This window comes from Dyella sp. CR10 (assembly GCF_055814425.1).
In genome coordinates this window covers 425,546-450,356 of record NZ_CP185986.1, presented here as the reverse complement: position 1 = coordinate 450,356, position 24,811 = coordinate 425,546, and the positions used below count along the sequence as shown (strand labels likewise).

The window sequence follows — 24,811 nt, the reverse complement described above, 5'->3', positions numbered from 1 at the left end:
CCGGAGGGGAGAGGGGGAAAAAAAGCGCTTATGCGACGACGACGGGGATCTTGCCGATCCGCGCCTGCCATTCCTTCGGGCCGGTCTGGTGCACGGAGGTGCCGGCCGAGTCGACCGCGACGGTGACCGGCATGTCCTGCACCTCGAACTCGTAGATCGCTTCCATGCCGAGATCGGCGAAGCCAACCACGCGCGAGGATTTGATCGCCTTGGAGACGAGGTAGGCGGCACCGCCCACGGCCATCAGGTACACCGACTGGTGCTTCTTGATCGCCTCGATCGCCGCCGGGCCGCGCTCGGCCTTGCCGACCATGCCCAGCAGGCCGGTCTGCGCGAGCACCTGCTCGGTGAACTTGTCCATGCGCGTGGCGGTGGTGGGACCGGCGGGGCCGACCACTTCGTCGCGTACCGGATCGACCGGGCCGACGTAATAGATGAAGCGGCCCTTGAAGTCGACCGGCAGCGGTTCGCCCTTGTTGAGCATGTCGACCATGCGCTTGTGCGCAGCGTCGCGGCCGGTCAGCAGCTTGCCGTTGAGCAGCAGCACCTCGCCCGGCTTCCAGCTGGCGACTTCTTCGCGCGTGACCGTATCGAGGTTCACGCGGCGGCCCTTGGAGGCGTCGTAGGTGAGCTTGGGCCAGTGCTCCAGCGACGGCGGATCGAGCGCGACCGGACCGGAGCCATCAAGCGTGAAGTGCGCGTGGCGGGTGGCGGCGCAGTTCGGGATCATCGCCACCGGCAGGTTGGCGGCGTGGGTCGGATAGTCCTTGATCTTCACGTCGAGCACCGTGGTGAGGCCACCCAGGCCCTGCGCGCCGATGCCCAGCGCGTTGACCTTCTCGTACAGCTCGATGCGCAATTCCTCGATGCGATTCTGCGGGCCGCGCGCGATCAGCTCCTGGATGTCGATGTGCTCCATCAGCGATTCCTTCGCCAGCAGCATCGCCTTCTCGGCGGTACCGCCGATGCCGATGCCGAGCATGCCCGGCGGGCACCAGCCGGCGCCCATGGTCGGCACGGTCTTGAGCACCCAGTCGACGATCGAATCGGACGGGTTGAGCATGGCGAACTTCGACTTGGCTTCGGAACCGCCGCCCTTGGCCGCCACGATCACCTCGACGGCATCGCCCGGCACGATCGAGACGTTGATCACCGCCGGCGTGTTGTCCCTGGTGTTGAGGCGCTTGCCGGCCGGATCGGCCAGCACGCTGGCGCGCAGCTTGTTGTCCGGATGGTTGTAGGCGCGGCGCACGCCTTCGTTGACCATGTCCTCCAGCGACATCGTGGCGTCCCAGCGCACGTGCATGCCCACCTTGAGGAACACGGTGACGATGCCGGTGTCCTGGCACAGCGGACGATGGCCTTCGGCCGCCATGCGCGAGTTGATCAGGATCTGCGCCATCGCATCGCGCGCCGCCGGCGACTCCTCGCGCTCGTAGGCCTTGGCGAGGTTGGTGATGTAGTCGACCGGGTGGTAGTAGCTGATGTACTGCAGGGCGTCGGCGACGGACTGGATCAGATCGTCTTGCTTGATGGTGGTCATGGCGGCGGCTTGGGACTCGTGGGAAGCGATCGCGCCGCGATGCGGTTTTTCCGCGGCGCATAAGCCGCTTATTGTGCCGCAAGCGGGCGGGAGCGCCCAAACTCCTGGCCCTGCTCGGCTTTTCGCCTGGCCGCCGAGGCCAAAAAGAAAGGCAGCCGCCCTGCGGGACGGCTGCCTTGCCTCGAACCTGTGGCGCCGATCAGAAGCGGTATTCGCCCGTCAGCGAGTACATGCCCACGTTCCAGTTGTCGCCGCGACCCTTGTCGCCGAAACGCAGGTGGTAGTTGTCATAGGCCAGGCCAACGCTGACGTGCTCGTTGACGTTGTAGCCGACGCCGGCGCCGAAGTACTCGCCGGTGCGGGTGGTACTGCGCGACACGGCGCCGTCGACGACCGGCGTGTCGTAGCTCACCTTGACGTTGTTGTGGGCGCGGATCCAGCCGGCGCGGGCCGACACGAACCAGTTCGGCGTGATGTCGTAGTTGAGCTTTCCGCCCAGCGTCCAGCCGTGCATCTTGGTGCGGTCGTGATAGCTGGCCGAATCCGTTTCGTAGCGGCCCTTGGCCTTGCCCAGGTAGGCATAGCCGAGCTCGACGCCATAGTCGACCACGCTGTTCCAGCGATAGCCCAGGCGCAGGGCGGCGGCGTTGTCCTGGCGATCCACTTTGGACAGGTTCGTGCGGGCGGAGCTGGGCAGGTGATAGTCGGACTGGCCGAGACTGCCGTTGATGAAGAAGTTGCCGTCGTCGGCGAAGGCGGGAGCGGCGGCGAGGCAAAGCGCCAGGGCGGCGGCCTTGGAGAATGAATTGCGCATTGATTTGATCCTTGCTTGGGGACAGAGCGTCCGGCCGTGCTGCACCCAACCAAAGGCGGAGGCGCGGGGAAGCCGGATCGGCGAGCCTGCGCAATTTCGCGTTCAAATCAAACACTTTGGCGCAAAAATCTGACTATTTACCGCAGCCATAAGAACTATTCCGCAAGAATTTTCGCTTATTAAACCCTTTGCGACCGCCTTTCCTCGCGCTAGCTTTGCCGGACCGGTGCACGGCGCGTACAGGGGAGCGCAGGCATCGGCGGGGAAGTTCATTCGCATGACCTTTAGCAGCGCTTTGCCGGCCCGGGCCGGGAAGCGCGGCGGCGTCCTGTCGCGCCGTCGCGGTTCCGCGCATCCGGGTCCATCCACGGAGGAACGCACATGCTCGCCACGCTTCAGCGCAAGACCCTCGCCGCGTCCCTGACGCTCCTGTTAGCCACTGTTTCCACCGCTTCGTTCGCCGCCGGGACCAAGCCCGCCGCCGATCTGGGCGCGGCCAATGCCAATCAGCAGATCAACGTCACCCTGGTGCTGAAGCTGCACAACCAGGAACAGCTGGAGCAATACGTCCAGGACACCGTGACACCCGGCCGGCCGAACTTCCGCCGCTTCCTGACCACCGCGCAGTTCGCCGAGAAGTACGGCGCGACGGACCAGGAGATCAAGCGGGTGCAGGACTTCCTCCGCCAGAACGGGCTGACCGGCACCTTGCTGCCCAACCGCATGGCGATCCGCACCAGCGGCACCATCAGCCAGTTCGCCACGGCTTTCCAGACGCCGATCCACAACTACGTGTCGAAGAAGGGCGGCGACGTCTTCCACCGTCCCGCCAAGGCGCCCACGCTGCCCGCTTCGATCGCCGACACCGTGCTGCTCGGTTCCAGCCTGAGCAATGAGCACAAGCTGCTCTCGCACCGCATCACCACGCCGGACGCGGCCAAAGCCACGCTGCCGGCCACGGCCAGGACCGAAGCCAAGCTCGCGACCGCCACCACGCCGGCCAGCAGCAATCCGACCGCGACGGGCGTGCCGGGCGAGTACACCGTGGGCGACGCGGCCAACTTCTACAACATCAATCCGCTGTATGCGCGCGGCATCACCGGCGACGGCACTACGGTCGCCATCGTCACGCTGTCGGACTTCTACACGGAGGACGCACAGGCCTACTGGGACGGCATTGGTCTGACCACCAAGGCCAACCGCATCACCAAGATCGCCGTGGACGGCGGCGCCGCGATCGACGGCGGCAGCGGCGAGACCTCGCTGGACGTGGAACAGGCCGGCGGCCTGGCGCCCCAGGCGAACATCCTGGTCTATCACGCGCCCAACGCCGGCAACAGCTTCACCAATGCCGCGCTGCAGGCGGTATCGGACAACGTGGCCGACACCATCTCCACCAGCTGGGGCCTGCCTGAGATCTACAACTTCGCCGCGCTCAACGTCGACGGCGCCAAGAACACCGACACCACCGACGTGGGCGACCTGCAGATCTGGCACCAGATCCTGCTTGAAGCGGCCGTGCAGGGTCAGTCGTTCTTCGCGGCCACGGGCGATTCGGGCGCGTACGACACGGTCCGCGGCCTGGGCCATGGCACCACGCCCGGCACCTACAACGCGCCGCTGACGGTGGATTCGCCGGCTTCCGATCCGCTGATGACCGCGGCGGGCGGCACCACCACGCCTTTCAGCTACAAGTTCCGCACCGGCCCGGTGGAGTCGATCACCAAGGAACAGGTCTGGGGCTGGGACTACATCCAGAACTACTTCGACAAGTACGTCGGCCAGGGCGTGATCGACCTGTACTCGGTCGGTGCGGGCGGCGGCGTGAGCGTGTACTGGAAGCGGCCGTTCTATCAGCTGTTCACCCAGGGCGTCCGCGCCAGCGAGAAGAACCAGACGCTGACCTACAACGACACCACCGGTCCGCAGGTGCTGTTGAAGCTGCCGGGCAACTTCCACGGCCGCAACCTGCCGGACATCTCGCTCAACGCGGATCCGGAGACCGGCTACCTGGTGGTCTCCACCGTCGACGGCGGCGTTACCGCGGGCAACGGCGGCACCAGCTTCGTCGCGCCGCAGCTCAACGGCATCAGCGCGCTGCTGACCCAGAGCGCGGGCCGCCGCGTGGGCTTCTGGAATCCGCAGGTGTATGCGCTGCAGAACATCTTCGGCTACGGCAGCTGGAGCAGCTTCAATGACATCCGCCAGGGCGACAACTGGTACTACCAGGGCAAGGGCGGTTACGAGCCGGGTTCGGGCATCGGCACGCTCAACGTGGCGAACTTCGATTTGTTCCTGCGCGCGTTCTGACCTGAAACGTCTATAGCGGTACAGGACTTTGGCCGGCCCCGCGAGGGGCCGGTTTTTTTCGCGCCCCCTCCGCCGCGCGCCACACCCTTGCCCCCTCCCCCATAACCGGCCATGCTCGCCGCCAGTTTTTTTCCCACAGGGCGGCCCCTCCATGAGCGATACCCCGGCATCCGGCTACGTGCGGCGACTGAGTTCGTGGGATGCCGCCATGATCGTGGTGGGCGGGATCATCGGAGGCGGGATCTTCTTGAATCCCGGCATCGCCGCGCAACGCACGGAGTCGGGGCTGGCTCTGCTGCTGGTATGGGTCGGCGCGGGCCTGCTCACCCTGATCGGCGCGCTGTGCTACGCCGAGCTCGGCGCGCGGCGGCCGCATGCCGGCGGCAGCTATGTGTACCTGCGCGAGGCGTTCGGCTCGCTGGCCGGCTTCCTGTTCGGCTGGACCATGTTGCTGGTGATCTATTCCGGCTCGGCGGCGGCGGTGGCGACGATCTTCGCCAGCTACGCGTCCGGCGTGTTCGGCCTGCCGCCGGGCACGATCAAGCCGCTCGCCGCCGGCGCCCTGGTGTTCGTCGCGGGCATCAATCTGTTCGGCCTGAAGCTGGGCGCGCAAGTGCAGAACCTGTTCACCCTGCTGAAGCTGCTGGCGGTCGCAGTGCTGGTGGTGTGCGGGTTGTTCCTGGCCGGCGCCAATGGCGCGGGCGTGCTGGCCACCGATCCGGCGCGCGGCGAGGTGGGCTTCATCGGCGCGGCGCTGCCGGTGCTGTTCGCGTACTCGGGCTTCACCTATCTCAATAATCTCGCCGGCGAAGTGCGCGAGCCGCAGCGGACGCTGCCGCGGGCGCTGTTCCTTGGCATGCTACTGGTCATCGCCGTCTATGCGCTGGTCAACGTGGCTTATCTGGCGGTGCTGGGCCATGCGGGCCTCGCGGCCAGCACCACGCCTGCGGCGGACGTGATGAATCGTGTGTTCGGCCCGGTCGGCGCCAAGCTGATCGCGATCGGCATCGCCATTTCCACGCTGGGCTTCTGCAACATCACCCTGGTCGCCGGCGCGCGCGTGCTGCAGGTGATGGGCGAAGACGGTCTGTTTTTCCGCAGCGTCGCCAGACTGCACCCACGGCACCACACGCCGAACGTGGCGCTGCTGCTGCTCTCGGGCTGGGCCGTGCTGCTGGCGCTCTCGGGCAGCTACGGCCAGTTGCTGGACTACGCCACCTTCGGCGACTGGCTTGCATGTGCGCTAGGCGTCGCCACGCTGTTCTGGTACCGGCGTCGCCAGGGTGCGGAAGCGAGCTTCCGCGTGCCCGGCTATCCGTTGCTACCGCTGATCTTCGTCGGCGTGGTGGCCTGGGTGGTGATCGAGACCATGCGCAGCAATCCGGTCAACGCCGGTATCGGCGTGCTGATCATGGCTGCCGGCGTGCCCGTGTACTACATCTGGCGCAAGCTCTTCCCGCTCTCCGCCTCCAGCGCATAACCGGCAATTTTTCCCTGCTGCCCGGCGCTTCTGCATGAACGCGGGGCGGCCTCGCACGGTCCGTGCTGTCCCCAGCGAGGCGCCGCGATGCCACAATGGCAAGGATCGGCAAGGAGAGTTCCACGATGGCGCGAGCCCAGGTTCCGGCAGGCAATCCCACCAGCAGCATCACGCCCGAGAAGGTGCGTGAAGGCGTCACCCTGGAAATCAACGGGCGGCAGTTCAGCCATACCGGCGATCCGGACATGCCCCTGCTGTGGTACCTGCGCGACGTGCTGCGCCTGACCGGCACCAAGTACGCGAGCGAGCACGGCCTCGGCGGCGCCGACCTGGTGCTGGTCAACAACAAGCCGGTATCCGCCTCGACCGTGCCCATGCACGAGCTGGCCGGCAAGAAGGTCACCACGGTGGAGGGCCTGGCGGCCGCGGACGGCAAGCTGCACCCGCTGCAGCAGGCCTTCGTCGATGAAGACGCGATCGGCTGCGGCTATTGCACGCCGGGCTGGCTGATCGCTTCGCTGGACCTGCTCAACCGCCACCCGCAGCCGGGCGACAGCGACATCGACCAGCTGCCGAACCTGTGCCGCTGCGGCTGCCAGACCCGCGTGCGCCGCGCGATCAAGCGCGCCGCGGCCGCGATGGCTGGAGGCCGCGCATGAGCCGCGACGAAACGATGACGACACCCCGCCCCATCCTTCCTTCCCGCCGCCGCTTCCTGCAGGTGCTGGCCGGCACGGCCGGCGCGCTGATCGTCGGCGTACGCATCGCCGAAGCCGGCGAACCGCCGCTGCCGCCGGCCATGCTCGGCGACACGTTGTACGGCCTGGGCGCCTACGTGCGCATCGACGCCGACGGCAATGTGCTGATCGGCGCGCGCGATCCGGACACGGGCACCGGCACGTCTACCGCGCTGCCGCGCATCATCGCCGAGGAACTGGACGCCGACTGGTCGCGCGTGAGCGTGATCCCGCTGGGGCTTGGCGTGGAAAACGGCAACGGCGAGCCGCGCTGGATCTACGGCCATCAGCTTGGCGGCACCGGCAGCTCGATTCCCGCCGCCTGGGCCGATCTGCGCCAGGCCGGCGCACTCGCGCGCTGGCTGCTGCTGCAAGCGGCGGCGCGCCGCCTGGGCGTGCCGGCCGATCGCCTGCGCACCCAGGGCGGTGCGGTGATCTCGCCGGACGGGCGCCGTTTCGACTACGGCACGCTGGCCGAAGCCGCCGCCAAGGTGGCCCCGCCGCAGACGCCCGTGGCGGTGAAGACGCCGGACCGCTACACCCTGGTCGGCCAGCCCGCCGGTGACGTCGACGCACGCGCGATCGTCACCGGCCAGGCCCAGTTCGCCAGCGACAGTCACTTCGGCGATTCGCTCGTCGCGGTCCTGCTGCACTGCCCCTGGGCGGATGGCACGTTGGCCAGCAAAGACTTCAGCGCCGCCGAGGCGGTCAAGGGCGTGGTGAAGGTGGTCGAGCTCAAGCCCGAACCTGGCCTGCTGCCCGGCGAAACGCCGCTGGCGCCGTCGGTGGCGGTGCTGGCCGAGGACACCTGGGCCGCGCTGCAGGGCCGCGCCAAGCTCAAGCTGGAGTGGAAGGCCGGCCCCAGCGGCAGCGAGACCAGCGCCGCGCTGGAGCAGCACGCCAATGAGCTGCTCAACGACAAGGACGCCGCGCCCACCACGCGCGTGCGCAACGATGGCGATGTCGACAGCGCCGACAAGAAGGCCGCGCGCCGCGTGGACGCGGTCTATGTGCAGCCCTGGCTCGCACACGCCACGTCCGAGCCGATGAACTGCCTGGCCCGCGTGGATAAAGATCGCGCCGTGCTGGTGGTGCCCACCCAGGCGCCACAGCGCGCGTGGTCGGTGGTGCAGCGCCTCACCGGCTTCAAGCCGGACCAGATCGAGATCCGCGTGCCCCGCGTCGGCGGCGGTTACGGCCGCCGGCTGGACCACGACTTCGTCGCCGAGGCCGTCATGCTGGCCAAGCTCGCCGATCGCCCCGTGCGCCTGCTGTGGACCCGCGACGAGGATCTGGGCACCGATTTCTACCGCTCCGCGACCGTGCACAAGCTCAGCGCCACGCTCGACCGCAAGCGCGAGATCGTCGGCTGGAACCAGCGCATGGCCAGCGCTTCGGTGCTGGCGCGCCGCGGCACGCCCGAGCAGCGCTTGTGGACCTCCGAAGTGGACGTCAACCAGCTACCCGCCGGCCTGGTGCCGAACTACCGCAGCGATTGGTACGGCCTGCAGTCCGCGCTGCCGCGCGGCCCGCACCGCGGCATGCCGCACCTGAGCAATGCCTTCGCGGTGGAGAGCTTCATCGACGAGATCGCCAACGCGCTGAAAGAGAACCCGCTGGACACGCGCCTGCGCCTGCTCGGCGACGCGCGCGAAGTGCCGCTACAGGGAGGTGGAAGCTTCGACACCGGCCGCCTGATCAACGTGCTCAAGCTGGTCGCCGACCGCATCGAGTGGAAGAACTGGCTGCGCACGGTGAACGGCCTGGGCATCGCCTGCTGGCACATGGACGGCGCCTACGTCGCGCATGCCGTAGAGACTTCGCTGCAGGGCACGAAGCTCAACATCGAGCGCGTCGTGTGCGCGGTGGACGTGGGCCGCGTGATCAATCCGCTCGGCCTGGAGGGCCAGGTGGCCGGCGCCACGCTGGACGCGCTCTCCGCCGCGCTCAACCTCGCCGTCACCTTCAAGGATGGCCAGCCGCAGCAGCGCAGCTACAAGGACTACCCGCTGGCCACCATGGCGCAGTTGCCCGATAGCGTGGATGTCATCGTCGTGCCAGGCGACCGCGACCCGGCCGGCGCCAGCTTCCTGGCCATGCCCACCGCGGCGCCGGCACTGGCCAACGCGGTGTTCCGCGTGAGCGCGGTGCGCGTGCGCCGCCTGCCGCTGATGAAGGAACTGCTGCGGCTGCTGTGAGTCCCGTGGCGGCGGCGCGTTTGAAACGCTTCGCCGCTGCGGCATGAAGCACGTGAAAATAGCGTCGAGGCTTGCGCACAGCTGACATCGCGACAATGTGCGCGACACCGGTTTTCAGCTACCACGCCCGTCGCTTAGTCTCGCCTCCCGGGGGGAACGTCATTCACCGGGGAGGGTGAAATGCATTACTCACGCAAGACCGTGCTGTGCGCGGCCATCGCGCTGGCCATGGCCGGCTTCGTCGCACCCGCGGCGGCACAGGATGCCAAGACTGCCGATACGGCACAGACATCCGCTACGGCGCCGGCGGAACAAAAGAAAGCCACCAATCTCGAAGGTGTCACCGTACTCGGCTCGCGCCGCGTCGGCGGCTCGGAAACGGAAACGCCCGTGCCGGTCGACGTCATTCCCATGCAGAAGCTCGCCGAGCAAAGCCCGCAGTTCGATCTGGCGCAGAACCTGCAGTACTCCGTGCCTTCGTTCACTTCGGTGCGGCAGACCGGTTCGGACAATGCGGACCTGGTCGACTCGGCCGCCCTGCGCGGGCTGGGCTCCGACCAGACACTGGTGCTGGAGAACGGCAAGCGCCGCCATAGCGTGGCGCTGGTGAACCTGTTCGGCGCGCGCAACCGCGGCAATACCGGCACCGACCTCAACGCGATTCCCGCGCTGGCGATCGAGCGCGTGGAAGTGCTGCGCGACGGCGCCGCGGCGCAGTACGGCTCCGACGCCATCGCCGGCGTGATGAACATCGTGCTGAAGAAGAGCCCTGGTTGCGAAGGCGTAGCCGGCTTTGGCGAATACACCCGCGGCGACGGCAAGAATTACCTCACCTCGGCCTATTGCGGTTTCCGCTTCGACAATGGTGGCAGCGTCGGCGTCACCGCCGAGTGGCAGAAGCGCGGGCGTTCCAACCGCTCCGATCCGGGCGATCCGCGCACCATCGGCGACACCAAGGTCGACAACGAAACGCTCTACGTCAACGGCGAAGTACCGGTAGCCGAATCCGCGCACCTGTATTTCACCGGCGGTGTGCAGAACCGCTCCGCCTCGTCCGCCGCGTTCGCGCGCGGCGGCATCGGTTCGGATGATATTCCCTCGCGCAACTCGGCCGCGATGTATCCGGACGGCTTCGTGCCGTACATCAACGGCTCGATCAAGGACCGCTACGCGATCCTCGGCGTGTGGAACAACTTCGGCGACTGGCGCGCCGACCTGTCGCAGACCTATGGCTACAATTCGCTGCAGGACATCATCAGCCACACACTCAACGCATCCATCGCCAATGCCGACCTGCTCGCCGGCGGCCTCGGCATCAGCCCCAACCGGTTCCATGCCGGCGGCTTCTCGTTCGAGCAGGAAACCACCAACCTCGACCTGTCGCGCTACTACGGCGACATCCTCGCCGGCCTCAACGTCGCCTTCGGCGCGGAATACCGCCGCGAGAACTACCGCATCAAGCCCGGCGAACCCGGTTCGTACATCGACGCCGACGGTCCTGGCGGCGGCAACGCCGGCAGCCAGGGCTTCCCCGGCTTCCAGCCAGGCGATGAAACCAACCAAAGCCGCCACAGCTACGCCGCCTACGCCGACGTGGAAACGGATTGGACCGAGCGCTTCCTCACCGACGCGGCGGTGCGCTACGAGCACTACAGCGACTTCGGCTCCACCACCACCGGCAAGCTCGCGGCGGCGTTCCACGCCACCGACAAGCTGCTGCTGCGCGGTTCGTTCTCCACCGGCTTCCGCGCACCGTCGCTGCAGCAGCGCTGGTTCTCTTCCACCTTCACCGACTTCGTCAGCGGCAAGCCGGTGGATGTGGTGCTGGCGCCTAACGGCGGCGCCATCGCCAACGCCGCGGGTATTCCGCCACTGAAGGAAGAGAAGTCGAAGAGTTACACACTGGGCGCCACCTGGTCGCCGCGCGACGATCTGCAGTTCACATTGGATGGCTATCGCATCGATATCGACGACCGCATCGTGCTGAGCGGCCGCTTCGATACCAGCGACCCGAATATCGGCGCGATCCTCGATCGCCTCGGCGTGGGCCAGGCGCAGTTCTTCGTCAACTCGGTGGACACGCGCACCAAGGGCCTGGACTTTACCGCCAGCCACCGCATGGACCTGGGCGGCGGCACCCTGCGCACCAACTTCGGCTTCAACCGCAGCTTCACCCGCGTCGAACGCATCCACGCGCCGCCCGCGCTGCAGGGCCGCGAAGACGTATTGCTCTCCGATCGCGAGCGCCTGTTCCTGGAAGACGGTGCGCCCAGCTCCAAAGCCATCCTGGGCTTCGACTACGCGCGCGGCCCGTGGGAAGCGAGCTGGAAGTTCATCTACTTCGGCCCGATGACCCTGGGCACCTTCGACGGTCCGCCGGTGCCGAACCAGCACTACGCCGACAAGACGTCCGCCGACGTCAGCCTGACCTATCACTTCAATGATCAGGTCAAACTCACCGTCGGCGGCGCGAACATCTTCGACAAGTTCCCGACCAGGCAAGACCCTAACGAAACCGACAACGGCTTCAAGTACGAAGCCGTGCAGTTCGGCTTGAACGGCGCATCGTGGTTTGCTCGCCTGGCGGTGAACTTCAAGTAAGCCCGCTGGCTCCCTCTCCCTGGTGGAGAGAGGGAGCCATGCGGGATCTCGTGGAAGCCGTCAGTGGAATTGATCGCTCGCCGGCACCCACGAGCTGGACGCCTTCGCCGGCGCGGCACTGCCCGCCGGCAGGCGATCGTCCACGCAGCCCGGCGGCAGCGGGCCACCGCTCACCTTTGCCGTCGCGCACTGCGCGGCGTTGTCGAGCTTGATCGGCGCGGACGGTGCCGCGGAAGCCGCCGGCGCCGGCGGCACCAGCGGATTGGCGGGCGCCAGCTTCATGCGCTCGTAGACTTTGTCGTCGACCGGTTTCGGCGGCGGATCGCCGTTGCCGCAGCCGAACAGGCCCACCGGGAACAACGGCATCACCACGCATTCCACGCGCACGCCGCGCGGCAGGTGGAAGGTGTGGCGCACGGTGGTCTTCTCCACCGCGTGACGCAACGCGGTATCCAGCGAGCTTTCGCCCTCGGGCGTCCAATCCTTCTCGAAGCGTGTGGACTTGTAGCCGATGTTGGGCGCGCGGTGCTCCATGATCTCGGTGTTGCCGCGCGGCTGCAGCTGCACGTAATCCCCCGCGAGGCCTTCCTTCTGCCCCTGGCCGCTCGAACCGCCGCCCGGACCGTTGCCCTGGCCCGGCGGCAGCGAAAGATTGAGACCGCTCTTGCCCGGACCGCCCGGCGAAGAAGCCACGCCGTTGGGCGAGGCGCCCGGCGTACCCGGTTCGCTGCCTTGCGGCGTCGCGTTCGGCGCGCTGCTTCTGCCGCTTTCGGCGCTGGTCGATTCGTTGGCGGACGCGCTGCTCTTCGGGCCGGCCACGGTGCTCGCGGCCTGGCTCGCCGCATTCGCGGCGGCCTGCTGGCTGGCTGCCTTGGCCGCCTCGGCCGCGGCGGGTTCGGGCTGGAGCTGCGGACGCTCCAGTGACGGTTTCTGATCGACCGCCACGGCCTTGGGCGCGGCCGTCTCCAGGCGCGGCGCTTGCGGCTTGTCCAGGCTCGGACGCGCGTTCTCCGGCAGCGGCACGGCTTCGAGCTCGGCCTCGGCGACGCGGATCGACGGTGCCTGGATGCGCGGCTGGTCGCGCGGCACGACCGCCGTGCTGGTGCTCGACTGTGCCTGCAGATTCACCGTCGGTGCCGCCTGTGCCGGCAGCGGCACGGCTTGCAGCTCCGGCTCGCTTGGCGCGGCGACGGTCTCGGCACGGATCGCCTGCGGCGGACTGGGCGGCGTGGGCTTGGGTACGGCGTGCTCCATCGCAATGGTCGGTGCGCTCACCTGCGGCGCGGACTGGGCCGGCACGTCCGGCAGCGCCAGCGAAGCCGGCGGCGGCATCGGCTGCGTGCCTTCCATCTGCGCCTTGCGCACCGGCTCGGGCTGGAACTTCGGCGGCACCGGCTGCGGCGTGGGTGGCGTATCGAGGCTGACCTGCGGCGGCTCGGCACTGGTCGGCACCGGTTGCAGCTCCGGCGCGGGCGACGGCTTGGGCAAGGTCACGGCCGGTCGCGGTGCGGCGACCGGCTCAGGTTTAGGCGCGGCCGGATGTGCCTTCACCACGACCACCGGCGTTTCCAGCGCCGGCACCGGCACCGGTGCAATGTCCGCATCGGTGCGGGTCGAGCTGCTGCTGGCGCGCTGCGTGCGCACCACCGACGGCGCGGCGCCGGCCTTGCGCACGGGCCCCACTTCCTTCGGCGGCGTGCCGCGCACGGGTGGCGGCGGCGGCGGTTCCTCCTTTTTCTTTTCGATCAGGCGCACCTGCAGCGGTGGGCTGCTCGGTGCCTCCGACTCGACCGGCTCATAGGCCGGCCCCAGGATCGCGCCGAACAGCACCAGCAGATGCACCAGCAATGCGCCCACCAGCCCGAGCACGCGCAGCAGCCGGTCGCGCGGACGCTCCTTGCGGCGATTGCGGTAGACCGATGCGCGCGAAGCCGCCTCGCGCGGCGAGGGCAGCGATACGGTGGCACGAGCCGCGCGGGAGGGTTCCTGGGGAGGTGACGACATGCCGCGCAGTGTAGCCGGCGGGCCCGCCGTTCCGCTGCCATGGACCAGTCCGGTGCGGCTGCCTCAGTGGCCGCTGTCGCCCTGCTTCGCTTCCTTCGCGGCGCGCTCGCGCAGTTCCGCATCCACCGCGCGGGTGGGCGTGTCCACCGGGCAGCCATGCGGCAACGGCTTGCCGTCGCGATAGATCTTGATGCACTCGTCTTCGCCAGGCGGCTTGGGCGGGTCCGGCGGTGGCGCGAGCGAACGAGCCGGCGCCATGCTGAGGCGTTCGTCGCCGTCCTTCGCCGATGGCGGCGACGGTGGGTCGCCGAGGCCGCAGCCGCCCGAAAGCGCGGCGAACGCGACGCCGCAATGCAGGCGCAGGCCCGGTGCGAGCGTGATGGTCCGCTTGACGGTGGTCTTGTCCACCGCGTGTTTGAGTGCGCTGTCCAGCGAGTTGCTCTTGTCCCATGCCTCGTCGAAGCGCGTCGCCTGGTACTTCACCGGGCTGTCGTGACGCATCACCTGCGCATCGCCGACCACGCCCCGTTCCACATAGCCCGCCGTGGAGGCTGGCGCAGGCCGGTTCTCCGGCAGCAGCGGACGCCCGTCGGCGTCGAACAGGCGCGGCGCCGCCGTGGCGGTGCTGGTGGCCGGCGCCGGCGCGGCCTGCGACGTGGGCAGGCTGGCCGTCATCGCGTTCTTCGCCGGCGCCTCGCGTGCCGGGGGTACCGGTGGTGCGGGCGGCGCAGGCGGCACGGCCTCCACCGGCGGCGGCGCCGCTCGCGGGACGCTGCGTGGAATGAAGCGCACCTGCAGGGCGTCGCCCGAGCGGCGCGGCGGCGGCGGCTCGCCGGGCCGCGGCAGCATCTCCCGCCAGGTCACCCCCACGAACACCAGATGTACCGCCAGGGCCAGTGACGCGCCCACCCAGAACCGCCGCCGGTCGCGCGGCGGCCGGCGCCAGCGCAGCTCATGCAGCAGCGCACGCGTTTCGCCGTCCAGCGGGGCCAGGCCACGGTCGCGTCCGTCCGGCGCGTTCCAGCGGTGATGTTCGACCTGCGGTGCGTGTTCGATGGCAACGGCCTGGCAGCAGAGAGCGCGAATGGGCCGCGCGGGAACATCCAAGACAAATCCACCCGCCTCCAGGTTCCCCGGCACGGCCTTCCCGTGCGGTGCAGCTTGACCCTGCCGCCCCCTCGCTCAAGGCTATGCGCACGGCGCCCCGCGCCGTACCCCGCCATGACCGCCCCCGCGTCCCGTACGCCCGGACTCGCCATGACGGCCCGCCATCGCCCGCCGCTTCGCGCGGCGTCGTGCGGCGCCGCAGGTCGACGACCGCACTCCGTCAGAGGAGGGTCGCATCGTGTCGTACAACACGGAAACCATCCGCAACATCGCGCTCGCTGGCCATGCCGGCGCCGGCAAGACCACCCTGTTCGAGGCCTTGCTGCACGCCGGCGGCGTCATCCAGACCCAGGGCTCGGTGGAGCGCGGCACCACGCAATCGGATACCGACAGCCAGGAAAAGGCGCGCGGCCACTCCATCGATAGCTGCGTCGCCACCATCGATCGCCCCAGTTGCCACATCAACCTGATCGATACCGCCGGCTACGCGGATTTCCGCGGCGCCACGCTGTCGGCGTTCACCGCGGTCGAGACCGTCGCCATCGTGGTCAACGCCGCCAACGGCATCGAATACGGTACGCGCCGCATGATGGAGCGTGCGAAAGAGCGCGGCCTCGCGCGCGTACTGCTGATCAACAAGATCGATACCGATGTCGCGCGCCTGGACACCCTGGTCGACGCGCTGCGCGAAGAATTCGGCGCCGAATGCCTGCCCGTCAACCTGCCCGCGGAAGACGGCGCGAAAGTGCTCGACTGCTTTTTTCACCGCGATGGCGCCACCGATATCTCCTCGCTCGCCGACGCGCACCAGCGCATTCTCGACCAGGTCGTGGAGATCAACGAGACGGTGATGGGCTCCTACCTCGACGCCGGCGAAGACGCGCTCACGCCGCAGCAGCTGCACGACGCCTTCGAGCAATGCCTGCGCGAGGGCCACCTGGTGCCGATCTGCTTCGTCAGCGCGCGCACCGGCGCGGGCATCGCCGAATTCCTGGAACTGGCCGAACGACTGCTGCCGAATCCCGCCGAGGGCAATCCGCCGCCCTTCCTCAATGCGAGGGACGAACCGGTGGAAGTGAGCGCCGATCCGTCCAGGCACGCGATCGCCGACGTCTTCAAGATCGTCAACGACCCGTTCGTGGGCAAACTGGGCGTGTTCCGCGTGTGGCAAGGCACGATCCGCCGCGACACGCAGCTGTTCATCGATGCCGGCCGCAAGCCGTTCAAAGTGGGCCACCTGTTCCGCCTCAACGGCAAGCAACATGTGGAAATCGAGCAGGCCATTCCCGGCGACATCGCGGCAGTGGCAAAGGTCGAGGAGATCCATTTCGACGCCGTGCTGCACGACTCGCACGACGAAGACCGCATCCATCTCGCGCCGCTGCGCTTCCCGCAACCGATGTTCGGCCTGGCGCTGGAGCCCAGGCACAAGGGTCAGGAACAGAAACTGTCGCAGGCGCTGGCGCGGCTGGCCGAAGAAGACCCCTGCTTTCGCGTCGAGCACCACAAGGAACTCAACGAGACGGTGGTGCGCGGCCTCTCCGACCTGCACCTGAAGGTGATGCTCGAACGCATGAAGGAACGCTACGGCGTGGAGGTGGTGACGCATCCGCCGCGCGTGGCCTACCGCGAAACCATCGCCAGCCGCGCGGACGGCCATCACCGCCACAAGAAGCAGACCGGCGGCGCCGGCCAGTTCGGCGAAGTCTTCCTGCGCGTGGAGCCGCTCGACCGCGGCGCCGGCTTCGAATTCGTCGACGAAGTGAAGGGCGGCGTGATTCCCAACCAGTTCTTGCCCGCGATCGAAAAAGGCGTGCGCCAGGCGATGGAGAACGGCGCGGTCGCCGGCTATCCGATGCAGGATCTGCGCGTGATCGTGTACGACGGCAAGTACCATCCGGTGGACTCCAAGGAAGTGGCCTTCATCGCCGCCGGCAAGAAGGCCTTCCTCGAGGCGGTGGGCAAGGCGCGGCCGATCGTGCTGGAGCCGATCGTCGACGTGGAGGTGGCCATCCCCGAAGCCAATGTGGGCGATGTCACTGGCGGGCTCGCCGGCAAGCGCGCGCGCATTCTGGGTACCGACACGCAACGCGGCGGCGAGCTGGTGATCAAGGCCCAGGCGCCGCTGGCGGAACTGATCGACTATCCCACCGAGCTGAAGGCCGTCACCGGCGGTCGCGGCCGCTACAGCCTGGACCTCAGCCACTACGAGCCAGTGCCGCCGCCAGTGCAGCGGCAACTCAGCGAAGCGTGGAAACCGAAGGCGGAAGAGGACTGACGGCCGCAGATGCCCAAGGCCGCGCCGCCGGCTTGAGTCGCGCGGCCGGCATCGCCATGTACATCGGGAGATGATCCGCGCCAAGGGCGCAGGAGGACATCCATGAGCCGTGCCTTCGTGAAAGATGGCGACGACAACGCGGGCGACGCGCTGCCGGAAATCCCGCTGAGCGAGCATCCGAACTATGTGACGCCACGTGGTCTGGCGCAGCTGCGCGATCGCCTCGATACCGTGCAGCGACGGCGCGACGAACTCAAGGCGGGCGACCAGGCACTGGCGCAGCAGAGCGAGCTGGCCGCGGTTGAGCGCGAGTTGCGCTGGCTGAAGGCGCGCGCGACCACCGCGATCGAGATCGATCTCGCGCAACAGCCGCGCGATCGCGTGGCTTTCGGCGCCGGCGTGACGGTGGAGTCGAGCGAAGAAGGCGAGCACCGCTACCGCATCGTCGGCGAGGACGAAGCGGATGCGGAACGCGGGCTGGTGAGCTACGTCTCGCCGCTGGCGCAGGCGCTGATCGGCGCGCGGGTGGGCGATGAGGTGACGTGGCGGCGGCCGGCTGGCGACCTGACCGTCGAGGTCGTGGCAATCGATTACGAGGACGACACGTAACCCGGGCTTCAGAGCCGCCCTGCCCGCTTCACCGCCAGATACCGCTCCACCAGCACGCCCGACAGTTCGTGGCAGCTCACGTCCAGCATCGCCACGCCTTCGCGGCGCAGCGCCTCGTGCATGGCATCGCGCTGCGCCAGGTAATCCATCGCGGCGGCGGCGCGGATCGCGCTGTCCACTTCCATGTCCACGCTGGCGGCGGCCTGGTCCAGCGCCAGTTCGCGCAGGCTCACCACCAGCACCAGGTGGCGACGCGACAGCAGTCGCACGGCCATGCGCAATTCTTCGTCGTCTTCATCACGCACGTTGGTGACCAGCACCACGAAGGCGCGGCGGCGCTGCCGCTCCTGCAGCGCGCTGGCGGCGGCGAGAAAGTCGGTGGCGACCGCCCGCGGCTGCAGGTCGTAGCCGGCGCCCAGCAGCATGTCCATGCCGCCGCTGCCCTGGTGCGGCGGCAACCAGCGCCGGTCTTCGCCGGCGCAGGCCAGCATGCCTACGGCGTCGCCCTGGCGCAGCGCGATGTAGGCCAGCGCGAGCGACGCGTTGAGCACGTGATCGAAATGCGCCAGGCGATCATCCTGGGCCAGCATGCGGCGGCCGCAGTCGAGCAGCAGCACCACCTGCTGGTTGCGCTCATCGCGGTACTCGCGCGAGACCAGGCGCGACACGCGCGCGGTGGCCTTCCAGTCGATCTTGCGCAGGCTGTCGCCGATGCGGTAATCGCGCAGTTCCTGGAACTCGGTGCCCTCGCCGCGTCGCCGCTGCAGGCGCGCACCGACGCTACGCGAAGCCAGTTCCACGCTGAGCCCGGCCATACGGGCCAGCGGCGCGAAGTTGGGATAGACGCGCAAGCTGGCCGGTTCGCCGGCCGTGCGCCGCTGCGTCCACAACCGCCACGGCGAGAGCAAGCGCAGATGGCTGCCGGCGAAATCGAACTGGCCGCGGCCCGTGGGAGTGAGCGCGTAGTCCAGCGCCAGTTCCCGGCCAGGCGGCAGCGCCAGCCGGCGCGGCATGCCCCGCACCGGCCAGCCGCCCGGATGCAGGTCGTGCAATTCGAACGACAGCGTGCGCCGCCCCTGCGGACGCAGGCGCAACGCCACGACCAGCTCCGGCCCCAGCGGCACCACCGGCGGCAGTTCGCGCGCGATGCCCGGACTGGGCTCGGCGCGCAGCCGCCACGCATCGAACATGACCAGCGCGACGAGTAGCAGCGCGAACGCCAGCCACGCCGGCAGCGGCAGCCAGCCGAACGCGACCAGCGCGCCCAGCCCGGTCCAGCCGAGCAGCAGCCATAACAGCGCGGGAGCGGGACGCATCATTGGCGCGGCGCGGCCACCTTGTGCAGCAGCGCCTTGAGCACGTCGTCCGCGCGCTGGCGCTCGATCAATGCCTCCGGCGCCAGCATCAGGCGATGGCGCAAGGCCGGCAGCGCGACCGCACGCACGTCATCGGGCGTCACGAAGTCGCGCTGTTCCAGCACCGCCTGCGCGCGTGCCAGGCGCACCAGCGCCAGGCCGCCGCGTGGACCGGCGCCGCTGAGCACGCCCGCCCACTCCCGCGTGGCGCGGGCGATGCGCACCGCGTAATCGATCACCGCCGCGTCCACGCGCAACTCCGCCACACCCTGCTGCAGAGCCAGCAGTTCCGGCTGGCTGAGCACGGGATGCACGCGCGATACGTCCAGGTCAGCCGCGACGCGCCCGTTCAGTACCTCGCCGACCATGCGCGTCTCGTCGTCCAGGGACGGATAGTCGATCAGTACCTTGATCAGGAAGCGATCCAGCTGCGCCTCCGGCAGCGGGTAGGTGCCCTCCTGCTCGATCGGGTTCTGCGTGGCGACCACCATGAACGGGGCCGGCAGCGCGAAGCGGCGGCCTTCGATGGTCACCTGCCCTTCCTGCATGCATTCGAGCAGCGCCGCCTGGGTCTTGGCCGGCGCGCGGTTGATCTCGTCGGCCAGCAGCAGGTTGGCGAACACCGGGCCGCGGCGGATCTGGAAGCGCTCGGCCTTGGGGTCGTAGATCGCGTGGCCGGTGACGTCGGTGGGCATCAGGTCCGGCGTGAACTGCACGCGGCCGAAGCTGCAGCTCACCGCCGCGGCGAGCGCGCGTACCAGCAGGGTCTTGCCCAGGCCGGGCACGCCTTCGATCAGCACGTGGCCACCGGCGAGGAAGGCCAGCAGCACGTCGTCGAACACCTGCTCCTGGCCGATGAAGGCACGCGCGACCTGTTCGCGCAGCGCGGCGATGCGCGCTACCAGCTCGGGAAACGGCGGCACGGGCGCGGCCGGCTCGGGTGCGAGGGCGGGAGAGGGAGAATCGGTCGTCATGGGCGGCTCCTGAGTCGGGCCAGAGTGGCGATGCTGTCGCGGAACGCGGTCGCGTTGGCGGGTAACTGGAAGGCCCGCGCCACCTGCGCGGGATCGAGGCCATGCCGCTCGGCCAGGCGCTGATGCAGCGCCTCGTCGTCCAGCCCGGCGCAGGCCGGGTCCTGGCGGCGCGCGCGTGCCAGCGTGGCGCGGCAGGCGAGCCCGTGCAGGCCGAGCCCGCCGTCGCGGCGGTAAAGGAATTCGCCGGCGGCCTGCACGTGTTCGAGCAGCGCGCGACGTTGCAGCGGCGGCGCCGGCATCAGCGGCCCCAGCCGCTCGCCGCGCCGCGCCATCCAGGCCAGCAGCAATACGGCGAACGCCAGCAGCGCGGGCCAGCCGCGAGTGAACAGCGCCAGCCAGAACGACGGTCCGTCCAGCGCATACAACAGCCAGACATGCCCTTCCCGTTCGTGCGGCGCAAGCAGGCGCAGCACGAATCGCTGCGCCGTCGTGTCTTTCAGCTCGCCGTACGACAGCGGCGTGAGATCGGACAGCAGGCTGACCTGGCCATCGCCATAGGTGAGGCGAGCGAAGGCATAACCCTCACGGGCATCGCCGATCCATGCGTCGAGGGTTTCGGCCGCTTCATCCTTGAGCAGGAAGCGCGCGCCGCACAGCTCGAAATCGTCGGGCTTGCTGCCTTCGGTGGACACCCGCGTACAACCGTGACCATCGACGCTGCGCGGCTGCAGGAGATCGAGCGCTTCGAGCAGCGGCGTATGCGCCGCGTCATCGGCGGTGCCCGGCGACAACACCAGATGACCGCCGCCGCCGACCCACTCGGCAATGCGCGCGGCGGTATCGGTATCGATACGCTCCAGGCCAGCGCCGAGTACCAGCGTGTCGCTGCTGCCCAGCGGCACGCGCTCCGGCGTCAGCGTGGCGATCGAACTGGCCGGGACGTCCAGCTTCTGCAGCGTGCGCTGCAGCGCGAGGAAGCGGTTGTAGCGAGCCTCGCCGCGCGCCGGCTGCTGCACCGTGACGTCCTTGCGCTCGAACAGCACGAAGAAGCCCGCCACCGCCAGCAGCGCCAATCCCAGCAAGACCAGCACGCTGGCAGGTACGCGGCTCATGCGACGCTCTCGCGCTGCGCGGGCCAGCCGGCCAGCAGCTGTTCGAATTCTTCCTCGCGCGGATAGCGGTCCGCGTAGGCCGCGTACTGCCAGGCGCGCACGATGGCCACGGCGCGACGTTGCCGCTGCGCATCGTCCAGGCGGCGCGCACCGCGCAGGCAGTCGGCCTCGGTGGCATCCGGCGGCAGTTCGATCTGCAACGCGGCGGCCACCTGTTCCACGCAACCGCGGTACAGCAGCGCCAACGCCTCGCGAGGACGCCCGCCCTGCCACAGGCGACGCGTGGCCGCGGCCAGATCGTCGGGAAGGCGCTCTTCCGTATCGATGGTTTCCAGATGGGTTTGCAGCTTGGCCTCGTGGCGTTCGCGCGGGGCGCGTACCGGGAGGCGCACGTGCCGGTAGATGTAGAGACCGATCACGATGGCCAGGCCGATCAGCAACAGCACGAGCAAGCCCTTCACGCCGATCGCGACGCCATTGCCGATGCCTTCCAGCGGCATGCTCCCCCGGGTCACCGGCGGCTCCTTGGGCTGGAAGCGCTCACGCAAGGCCCAGCTGCGCTCCTTGTGCTCGCCGCCGAAACGCGGGTCGCGATAAGCCTCGGCAGCCGCTTCGGCGAAACGCTTGTCCTCGGCCGAGACCGGCGCATCGAATACATGCTCGACGCGCACCGGCTCATCCTTGGCCTGCTGCGCCGATGCCTGCGGCGGCAGCGCGCAGACCAGCAGCGCCAGCCACAGCGCCGTCATTCGGCCAGCGCCGAGCCAGCGGCTGCGCAGGCGGCGAAAACCCAGATCCACGTCCCAGGCTTCGAGCTGGGTGCGCCGATTGAGGTACAGCGCGAAACCCGCGGCGACATGCAGCGGCTCGATCACGCTCCAGGCCAGATAGGCCACGCTGGCGCATAGCGTGCCGCTGAGCGCCAGCGAGCGGCGCACGCCCGAGGGCAGCGGGCCATCGCTCAGCCAGTCGGGCATCAGCTCGCGCGGAATGAACAGCAGCGCGAACAGGAACACGCTGGCGAACAGCACCACGGACAGCTCCAAGCAGCCGAACGCGAGCACCGAGGCATCGGAGCCGATCGGCCGCCGCAGCACGCGCCAGCGCTCGCCGCGCTGCGCGCGCGGCAGGCCTTCGAGCAGTTCCATCGGCAAGCGCAGCGCACGATGGCTGTCGATACGACGCCAGGTGATCGAGGCCAGCGTGCCAGCCCACGGCCATTGCCGCTGGCCTCGCAGCGTCTCGCGCCAGCTTGGCGCGCGCTCGAACACCGCGCGTGCGAGCACGTACAGCGGCACGCGATCGAACAGTGGCAGCAGCCACCAGATCAGCAGCGTGCTCAGCCATGGCAGGTCCAGCAGCCAGCCGGCGCCGATGCACACGACCGCGACCGGCAGACTGAACACGAACCACGCCGTCCACACTGCGCGCGCATGCGCGCGCAGCATGGCCGCGCCGAGATCCATCGCCTCGCGCGCGGTGCGCGGGCGCAGGGCGACGGTGATGCTTTCAAGTTCCATCGCCGCCCTCCGCCACCGGGACGCGCGCGCCGCCGCGCCACAGCCACACCAGCACGAGCAGCCACAGCAGAGCCGCGCTGCCGAACTTCAGCGAGTCGGAAAACGATGCGATCGACGACCAGAACGCTTCGATCGCCGCGGCGATCACCAGCATCGCGAACGCCCCCAGCGCAAGCTGCGCGCCGACCCAGCCGGCGGCGACCATGGCCGGCCCGCGTCGTTGCCGGCCGGGCGCCAGCAACGTAAGACCCAACTTGAGCCCTGCGCCGCCGGCGATCACCAGCGCGGTCAGCTCGAACGCGGCATGCGCCGCGACGAAGCGCCAGAACGGGCCGCCATAACCCATCTGGGTCAGATGCCCGGCGATGCCGCCGATGATCACGCCGTTGGCGGCGAGCACATAGATCGCGCCGACCCCGAACACCAGGCCGGAAGCGAATGTGCGGAACGCGATGGTGACGTTGTTGAACACGTAGTGGCCGAACATCGCCAGGTCGGTGCCGCTGCTGCGGCCGATGCGGTCGTTGGCCGGGTCGTACATCTGCTCGAACTCCGCCAGCTTGGCGCTGCCGAACAGCGAATGCGCCCACTCCGGGCGCAGCTGCAGGGCGATCAGGCAGATCAGCGCCGGCAACAGGAACAGCGCCGCAGCTGCCGCCATGCAGCGCCATTCGGCGCGCACCAGCCGCGGAAAACCGGAAACCAGGAATGCCAGCGCGCGATGCCAGCGCGGTGCCGGCGGCCGGTACAGCAGGCGATGGCCTTGCTGCACCATCCGCTGCAGCCGATCGGTGACTTCGCGGCTGTAGCCACGCGCCCGGGCCAGCGCCAGGTGATGGCACAGACGCCGGTACGCCACCGGAAACGTGGCCGCCTGCGCATCGCGCATGAACCGGCCTGGCTGCTTGTCGGCGCGATCGAGCCAGTGCTGCAGCTCGTCCCAGGATGCGCGATGAAGGGCAACGAAGCGTTCCTGTTTCATGGACGCCCCAGCAGCCAGTTGGCATAACCGAGCAGGCGCCTGACGCCTTCTTCGCCGCGGCAACCGGTCAACGGCTGCAGCAGGTCGGCCAGCTCCTGCTGGCGCTGCGGGGTGAGCTGCGGGCAACGCTCGGCGAACTCCACGATCAGCGCCTGCTCTTCCGCCGCCAGGCCCGGCGGCGGCGCGAGCGCCGGCGCCGCGGGCACCATGCTGCCGGCGGGCAGTTCGCCGCCATGGATCACCAGGGTCCCCGCGATGATGTCGCCGAGGCGCCGCGCATAGGGATCGATCAGCGTGCTGGCCAGTCCTACCGCATAGACGCCCGGCAGCATGTCCACCACGCGCAGCAGGTTGCGCAGCACCGACGGCACCAGGGTGATCGGCGCGCCATCGGCGCTGACCACGCGCAGCCCCATCGCGCGCTTGCCCAGGGTCTGTCCGCCGAACCACACCTCGCACACCACCGCATAGGCCCACATCAGCACGAACATCAGCAGCGCGCCGACGCCCATGCCGGCCCGTCCCAGGAACGTCAGCGGGATCATCGCCAGCCAGAACACCACCATGCGCAGCACCAGGTCGATCGTCCACGCCTGCGCACGCGGCAACGCACCGGCCGCGCGCAGGCGCAGGAACACGCCTTCGGGCGTTTCGATCTGCCGGATGGTGTCCAGCATCAGTCGTTGATGACGATGGTGTCCGCGATCATGTCGTGGAGGCAGCGGCGCTCGTTGTTGAAGATCAGCAACGAGTCGACCAGCGAGACCAGGCCACCGATGTAAGGGATCGCGCCGAGGATGCCCACGGGGATGATGCGCATGCCGATGATGCGGCCCAGCCCGATGCGGTCGCCGTTGGAACGCACGATCTTGATGCCCAGCGTACGCTTGCCGATGGTCTGGCCGTTTTGATGCAGCAAGACGCAGTTGCCCACCACCGCCGCCAGGAAGATCAGCACGCCGATGACGACGACCAGCTTGTTGTTGTCGACCCCGTAGCCGGCGATACCCGCGCCGATGCCCACGATCAGGCCATCGAGGATGGCGGCGCCGAGCCGCTGTCCGCGCGACGCCTTGCGCGCTTCCAGATCGTCCGCCGACATCCCCCCGACGTCGGCCACCGCCGCTTGAGGCGCGGCGTACCAGTTTTGTTCCTTTTCCATCTTCTCGTCCTTGTGAAAAGGTGCC

The 24,811-nt window shown here is 68.8% G+C and carries 18 protein-coding genes; 7 read left to right on the top strand and 11 right to left on the bottom strand.

The window, feature by feature from the left end:
* Nucleotides 1-28: 28 nt before the first annotated feature.
* Entirely contained in the window at nucleotides 29-1,543 is a 1,515-nt protein-coding gene (locus ACNR9O_RS01930; RefSeq protein WP_473683447.1) for a fumarate hydratase, read from the bottom strand.
* Nucleotides 1,544-1,742: 199 nt separating this feature from the next.
* Entirely contained in the window at nucleotides 1,743-2,357 is a 615-nt protein-coding gene (locus ACNR9O_RS01925; protein WP_473683449.1) for an outer membrane protein, read from the bottom strand.
* 381 nt (nucleotides 2,358-2,738) lie between these two features.
* On the opposite strand from ACNR9O_RS01925, the gene ACNR9O_RS01920 reads away from it, so the two are divergent.
* From ACNR9O_RS01920 to ACNR9O_RS01900, 5 genes are all read left to right on the top strand, one after another.
* The gene (locus ACNR9O_RS01920) at nucleotides 2,739-4,667 is read left to right on the top strand and encodes a S53 family peptidase (protein WP_473683451.1); all 1,929 of its coding nucleotides are present in this window, start codon (nucleotides 2,739-2,741) and stop codon (nucleotides 4,665-4,667) included.
* A 151-nt stretch (nucleotides 4,668-4,818) separates the two neighbouring features.
* Entirely contained in the window at nucleotides 4,819-6,147 is a 1,329-nt protein-coding gene (locus tag ACNR9O_RS01915) for an APC family permease (RefSeq protein WP_473683453.1), read from the top strand.
* Between the two features lie 125 nt (nucleotides 6,148-6,272).
* Nucleotides 6,273-6,806, top strand: coding sequence for a (2Fe-2S)-binding protein (locus tag ACNR9O_RS01910; protein ID WP_473683455.1), 534 nt, complete (start codon nucleotides 6,273-6,275; stop codon nucleotides 6,804-6,806).
* A complete protein-coding gene (locus tag ACNR9O_RS01905) occupies nucleotides 6,803-9,082 on the top strand; it encodes a xanthine dehydrogenase family protein molybdopterin-binding subunit (RefSeq protein ID WP_473683457.1) in 2,280 nt (759 codons plus the stop codon). The genes ACNR9O_RS01910 and ACNR9O_RS01905 overlap by 4 nt, the downstream gene beginning before the upstream one ends.
* A gap of 180 nt (nucleotides 9,083-9,262) precedes the next feature.
* Entirely contained in the window at nucleotides 9,263-11,683 is a 2,421-nt protein-coding gene (locus ACNR9O_RS01900) for a TonB-dependent receptor plug domain-containing protein (protein WP_473683459.1), read from the top strand.
* Between the two features lie 60 nt (nucleotides 11,684-11,743).
* Here ACNR9O_RS01900 and ACNR9O_RS01895 read toward each other — a convergent pair whose 3' ends face one another.
* Together ACNR9O_RS01895 and ACNR9O_RS01890 are read right to left on the bottom strand one after the other, a co-directional pair.
* Complete coding sequence (locus tag ACNR9O_RS01895; RefSeq protein WP_473683461.1) at nucleotides 11,744-13,687, bottom strand: hypothetical protein; 1,944 nt, start codon at nucleotides 13,685-13,687, stop codon at nucleotides 11,744-11,746.
* A gap of 63 nt (nucleotides 13,688-13,750) precedes the next feature.
* On the bottom strand, nucleotides 13,751-14,794 hold the full coding sequence (locus ACNR9O_RS01890) for a hypothetical protein (protein WP_473683463.1): 1,044 nt from the start codon (nucleotides 14,792-14,794) through the stop codon (nucleotides 13,751-13,753).
* Nucleotides 14,795-15,032: 238 nt separating this feature from the next.
* Between ACNR9O_RS01890 and fusA the strand changes: the two genes are divergently transcribed.
* Together fusA and ACNR9O_RS01880 are read left to right on the top strand one after the other, a co-directional pair.
* Nucleotides 15,033-17,072 (top strand): elongation factor G, encoded by a 2,040-nt coding sequence (fusA, locus tag ACNR9O_RS01885; protein WP_473683465.1) that lies wholly within the window; start codon nucleotides 15,033-15,035, stop codon nucleotides 17,070-17,072.
* A gap of 102 nt (nucleotides 17,073-17,174) precedes the next feature.
* Nucleotides 17,175-17,681, top strand: coding sequence for a GreA/GreB family elongation factor (locus ACNR9O_RS01880; protein ID WP_473683468.1), 507 nt, complete (start codon nucleotides 17,175-17,177; stop codon nucleotides 17,679-17,681).
* Between the two features lie 8 nt (nucleotides 17,682-17,689).
* Here the strand turns inward: ACNR9O_RS01880 and ACNR9O_RS01875 are convergent, their stop codons facing one another.
* The 7 genes from ACNR9O_RS01875 to ACNR9O_RS01845 are packed head-to-tail and all read right to left on the bottom strand — an operon-like array spanning nucleotide 17,690 to nucleotide 24,786.
* On the bottom strand, nucleotides 17,690-18,997 hold the full coding sequence (locus ACNR9O_RS01875; protein WP_473700737.1) for a DUF58 domain-containing protein: 1,308 nt from the start codon (nucleotides 18,995-18,997) through the stop codon (nucleotides 17,690-17,692).
* A complete protein-coding gene (locus ACNR9O_RS01870) occupies nucleotides 18,997-20,010 on the bottom strand; it encodes an AAA family ATPase (protein WP_473683472.1) in 1,014 nt (337 codons plus the stop codon). Before ACNR9O_RS01870 ends, ACNR9O_RS01875 begins: the two co-directional genes overlap by 1 nt.
* Nucleotides 20,007-21,122, bottom strand: a complete 1,116-nt coding sequence (locus ACNR9O_RS01865; protein WP_473683474.1) for a hypothetical protein — start codon at nucleotides 21,120-21,122, stop codon at nucleotides 20,007-20,009. Before ACNR9O_RS01865 ends, ACNR9O_RS01870 begins: the two co-directional genes overlap by 4 nt.
* Nucleotides 21,119-22,642, bottom strand: a complete 1,524-nt coding sequence (locus tag ACNR9O_RS01860; protein WP_473683476.1) for a hypothetical protein — start codon at nucleotides 22,640-22,642, stop codon at nucleotides 21,119-21,121. Before ACNR9O_RS01860 ends, ACNR9O_RS01865 begins: the two co-directional genes overlap by 4 nt.
* Nucleotides 22,632-23,624 carry a stage II sporulation protein M gene (locus tag ACNR9O_RS01855; RefSeq protein WP_473683478.1) on the bottom strand — a complete coding sequence of 331 codons (993 nt, stop codon included), beginning with the start codon at nucleotides 23,622-23,624 and terminating at the stop codon, nucleotides 22,632-22,634. Before ACNR9O_RS01855 ends, ACNR9O_RS01860 begins: the two co-directional genes overlap by 11 nt.
* Nucleotides 23,621-24,301: an RDD family protein gene (locus tag ACNR9O_RS01850; RefSeq protein WP_473683480.1), complete on the bottom strand. Its 681-nt coding sequence runs from the start codon at nucleotides 24,299-24,301 to the stop codon at nucleotides 23,621-23,623. Before ACNR9O_RS01850 ends, ACNR9O_RS01855 begins: the two co-directional genes overlap by 4 nt.
* Nucleotides 24,301-24,786 (bottom strand): RDD family protein, encoded by a 486-nt coding sequence (locus tag ACNR9O_RS01845; RefSeq protein ID WP_473683482.1) that lies wholly within the window; start codon nucleotides 24,784-24,786, stop codon nucleotides 24,301-24,303. Before ACNR9O_RS01845 ends, ACNR9O_RS01850 begins: the two co-directional genes overlap by 1 nt.
* Nucleotides 24,787-24,811: the final 25 nt, after the last annotated feature.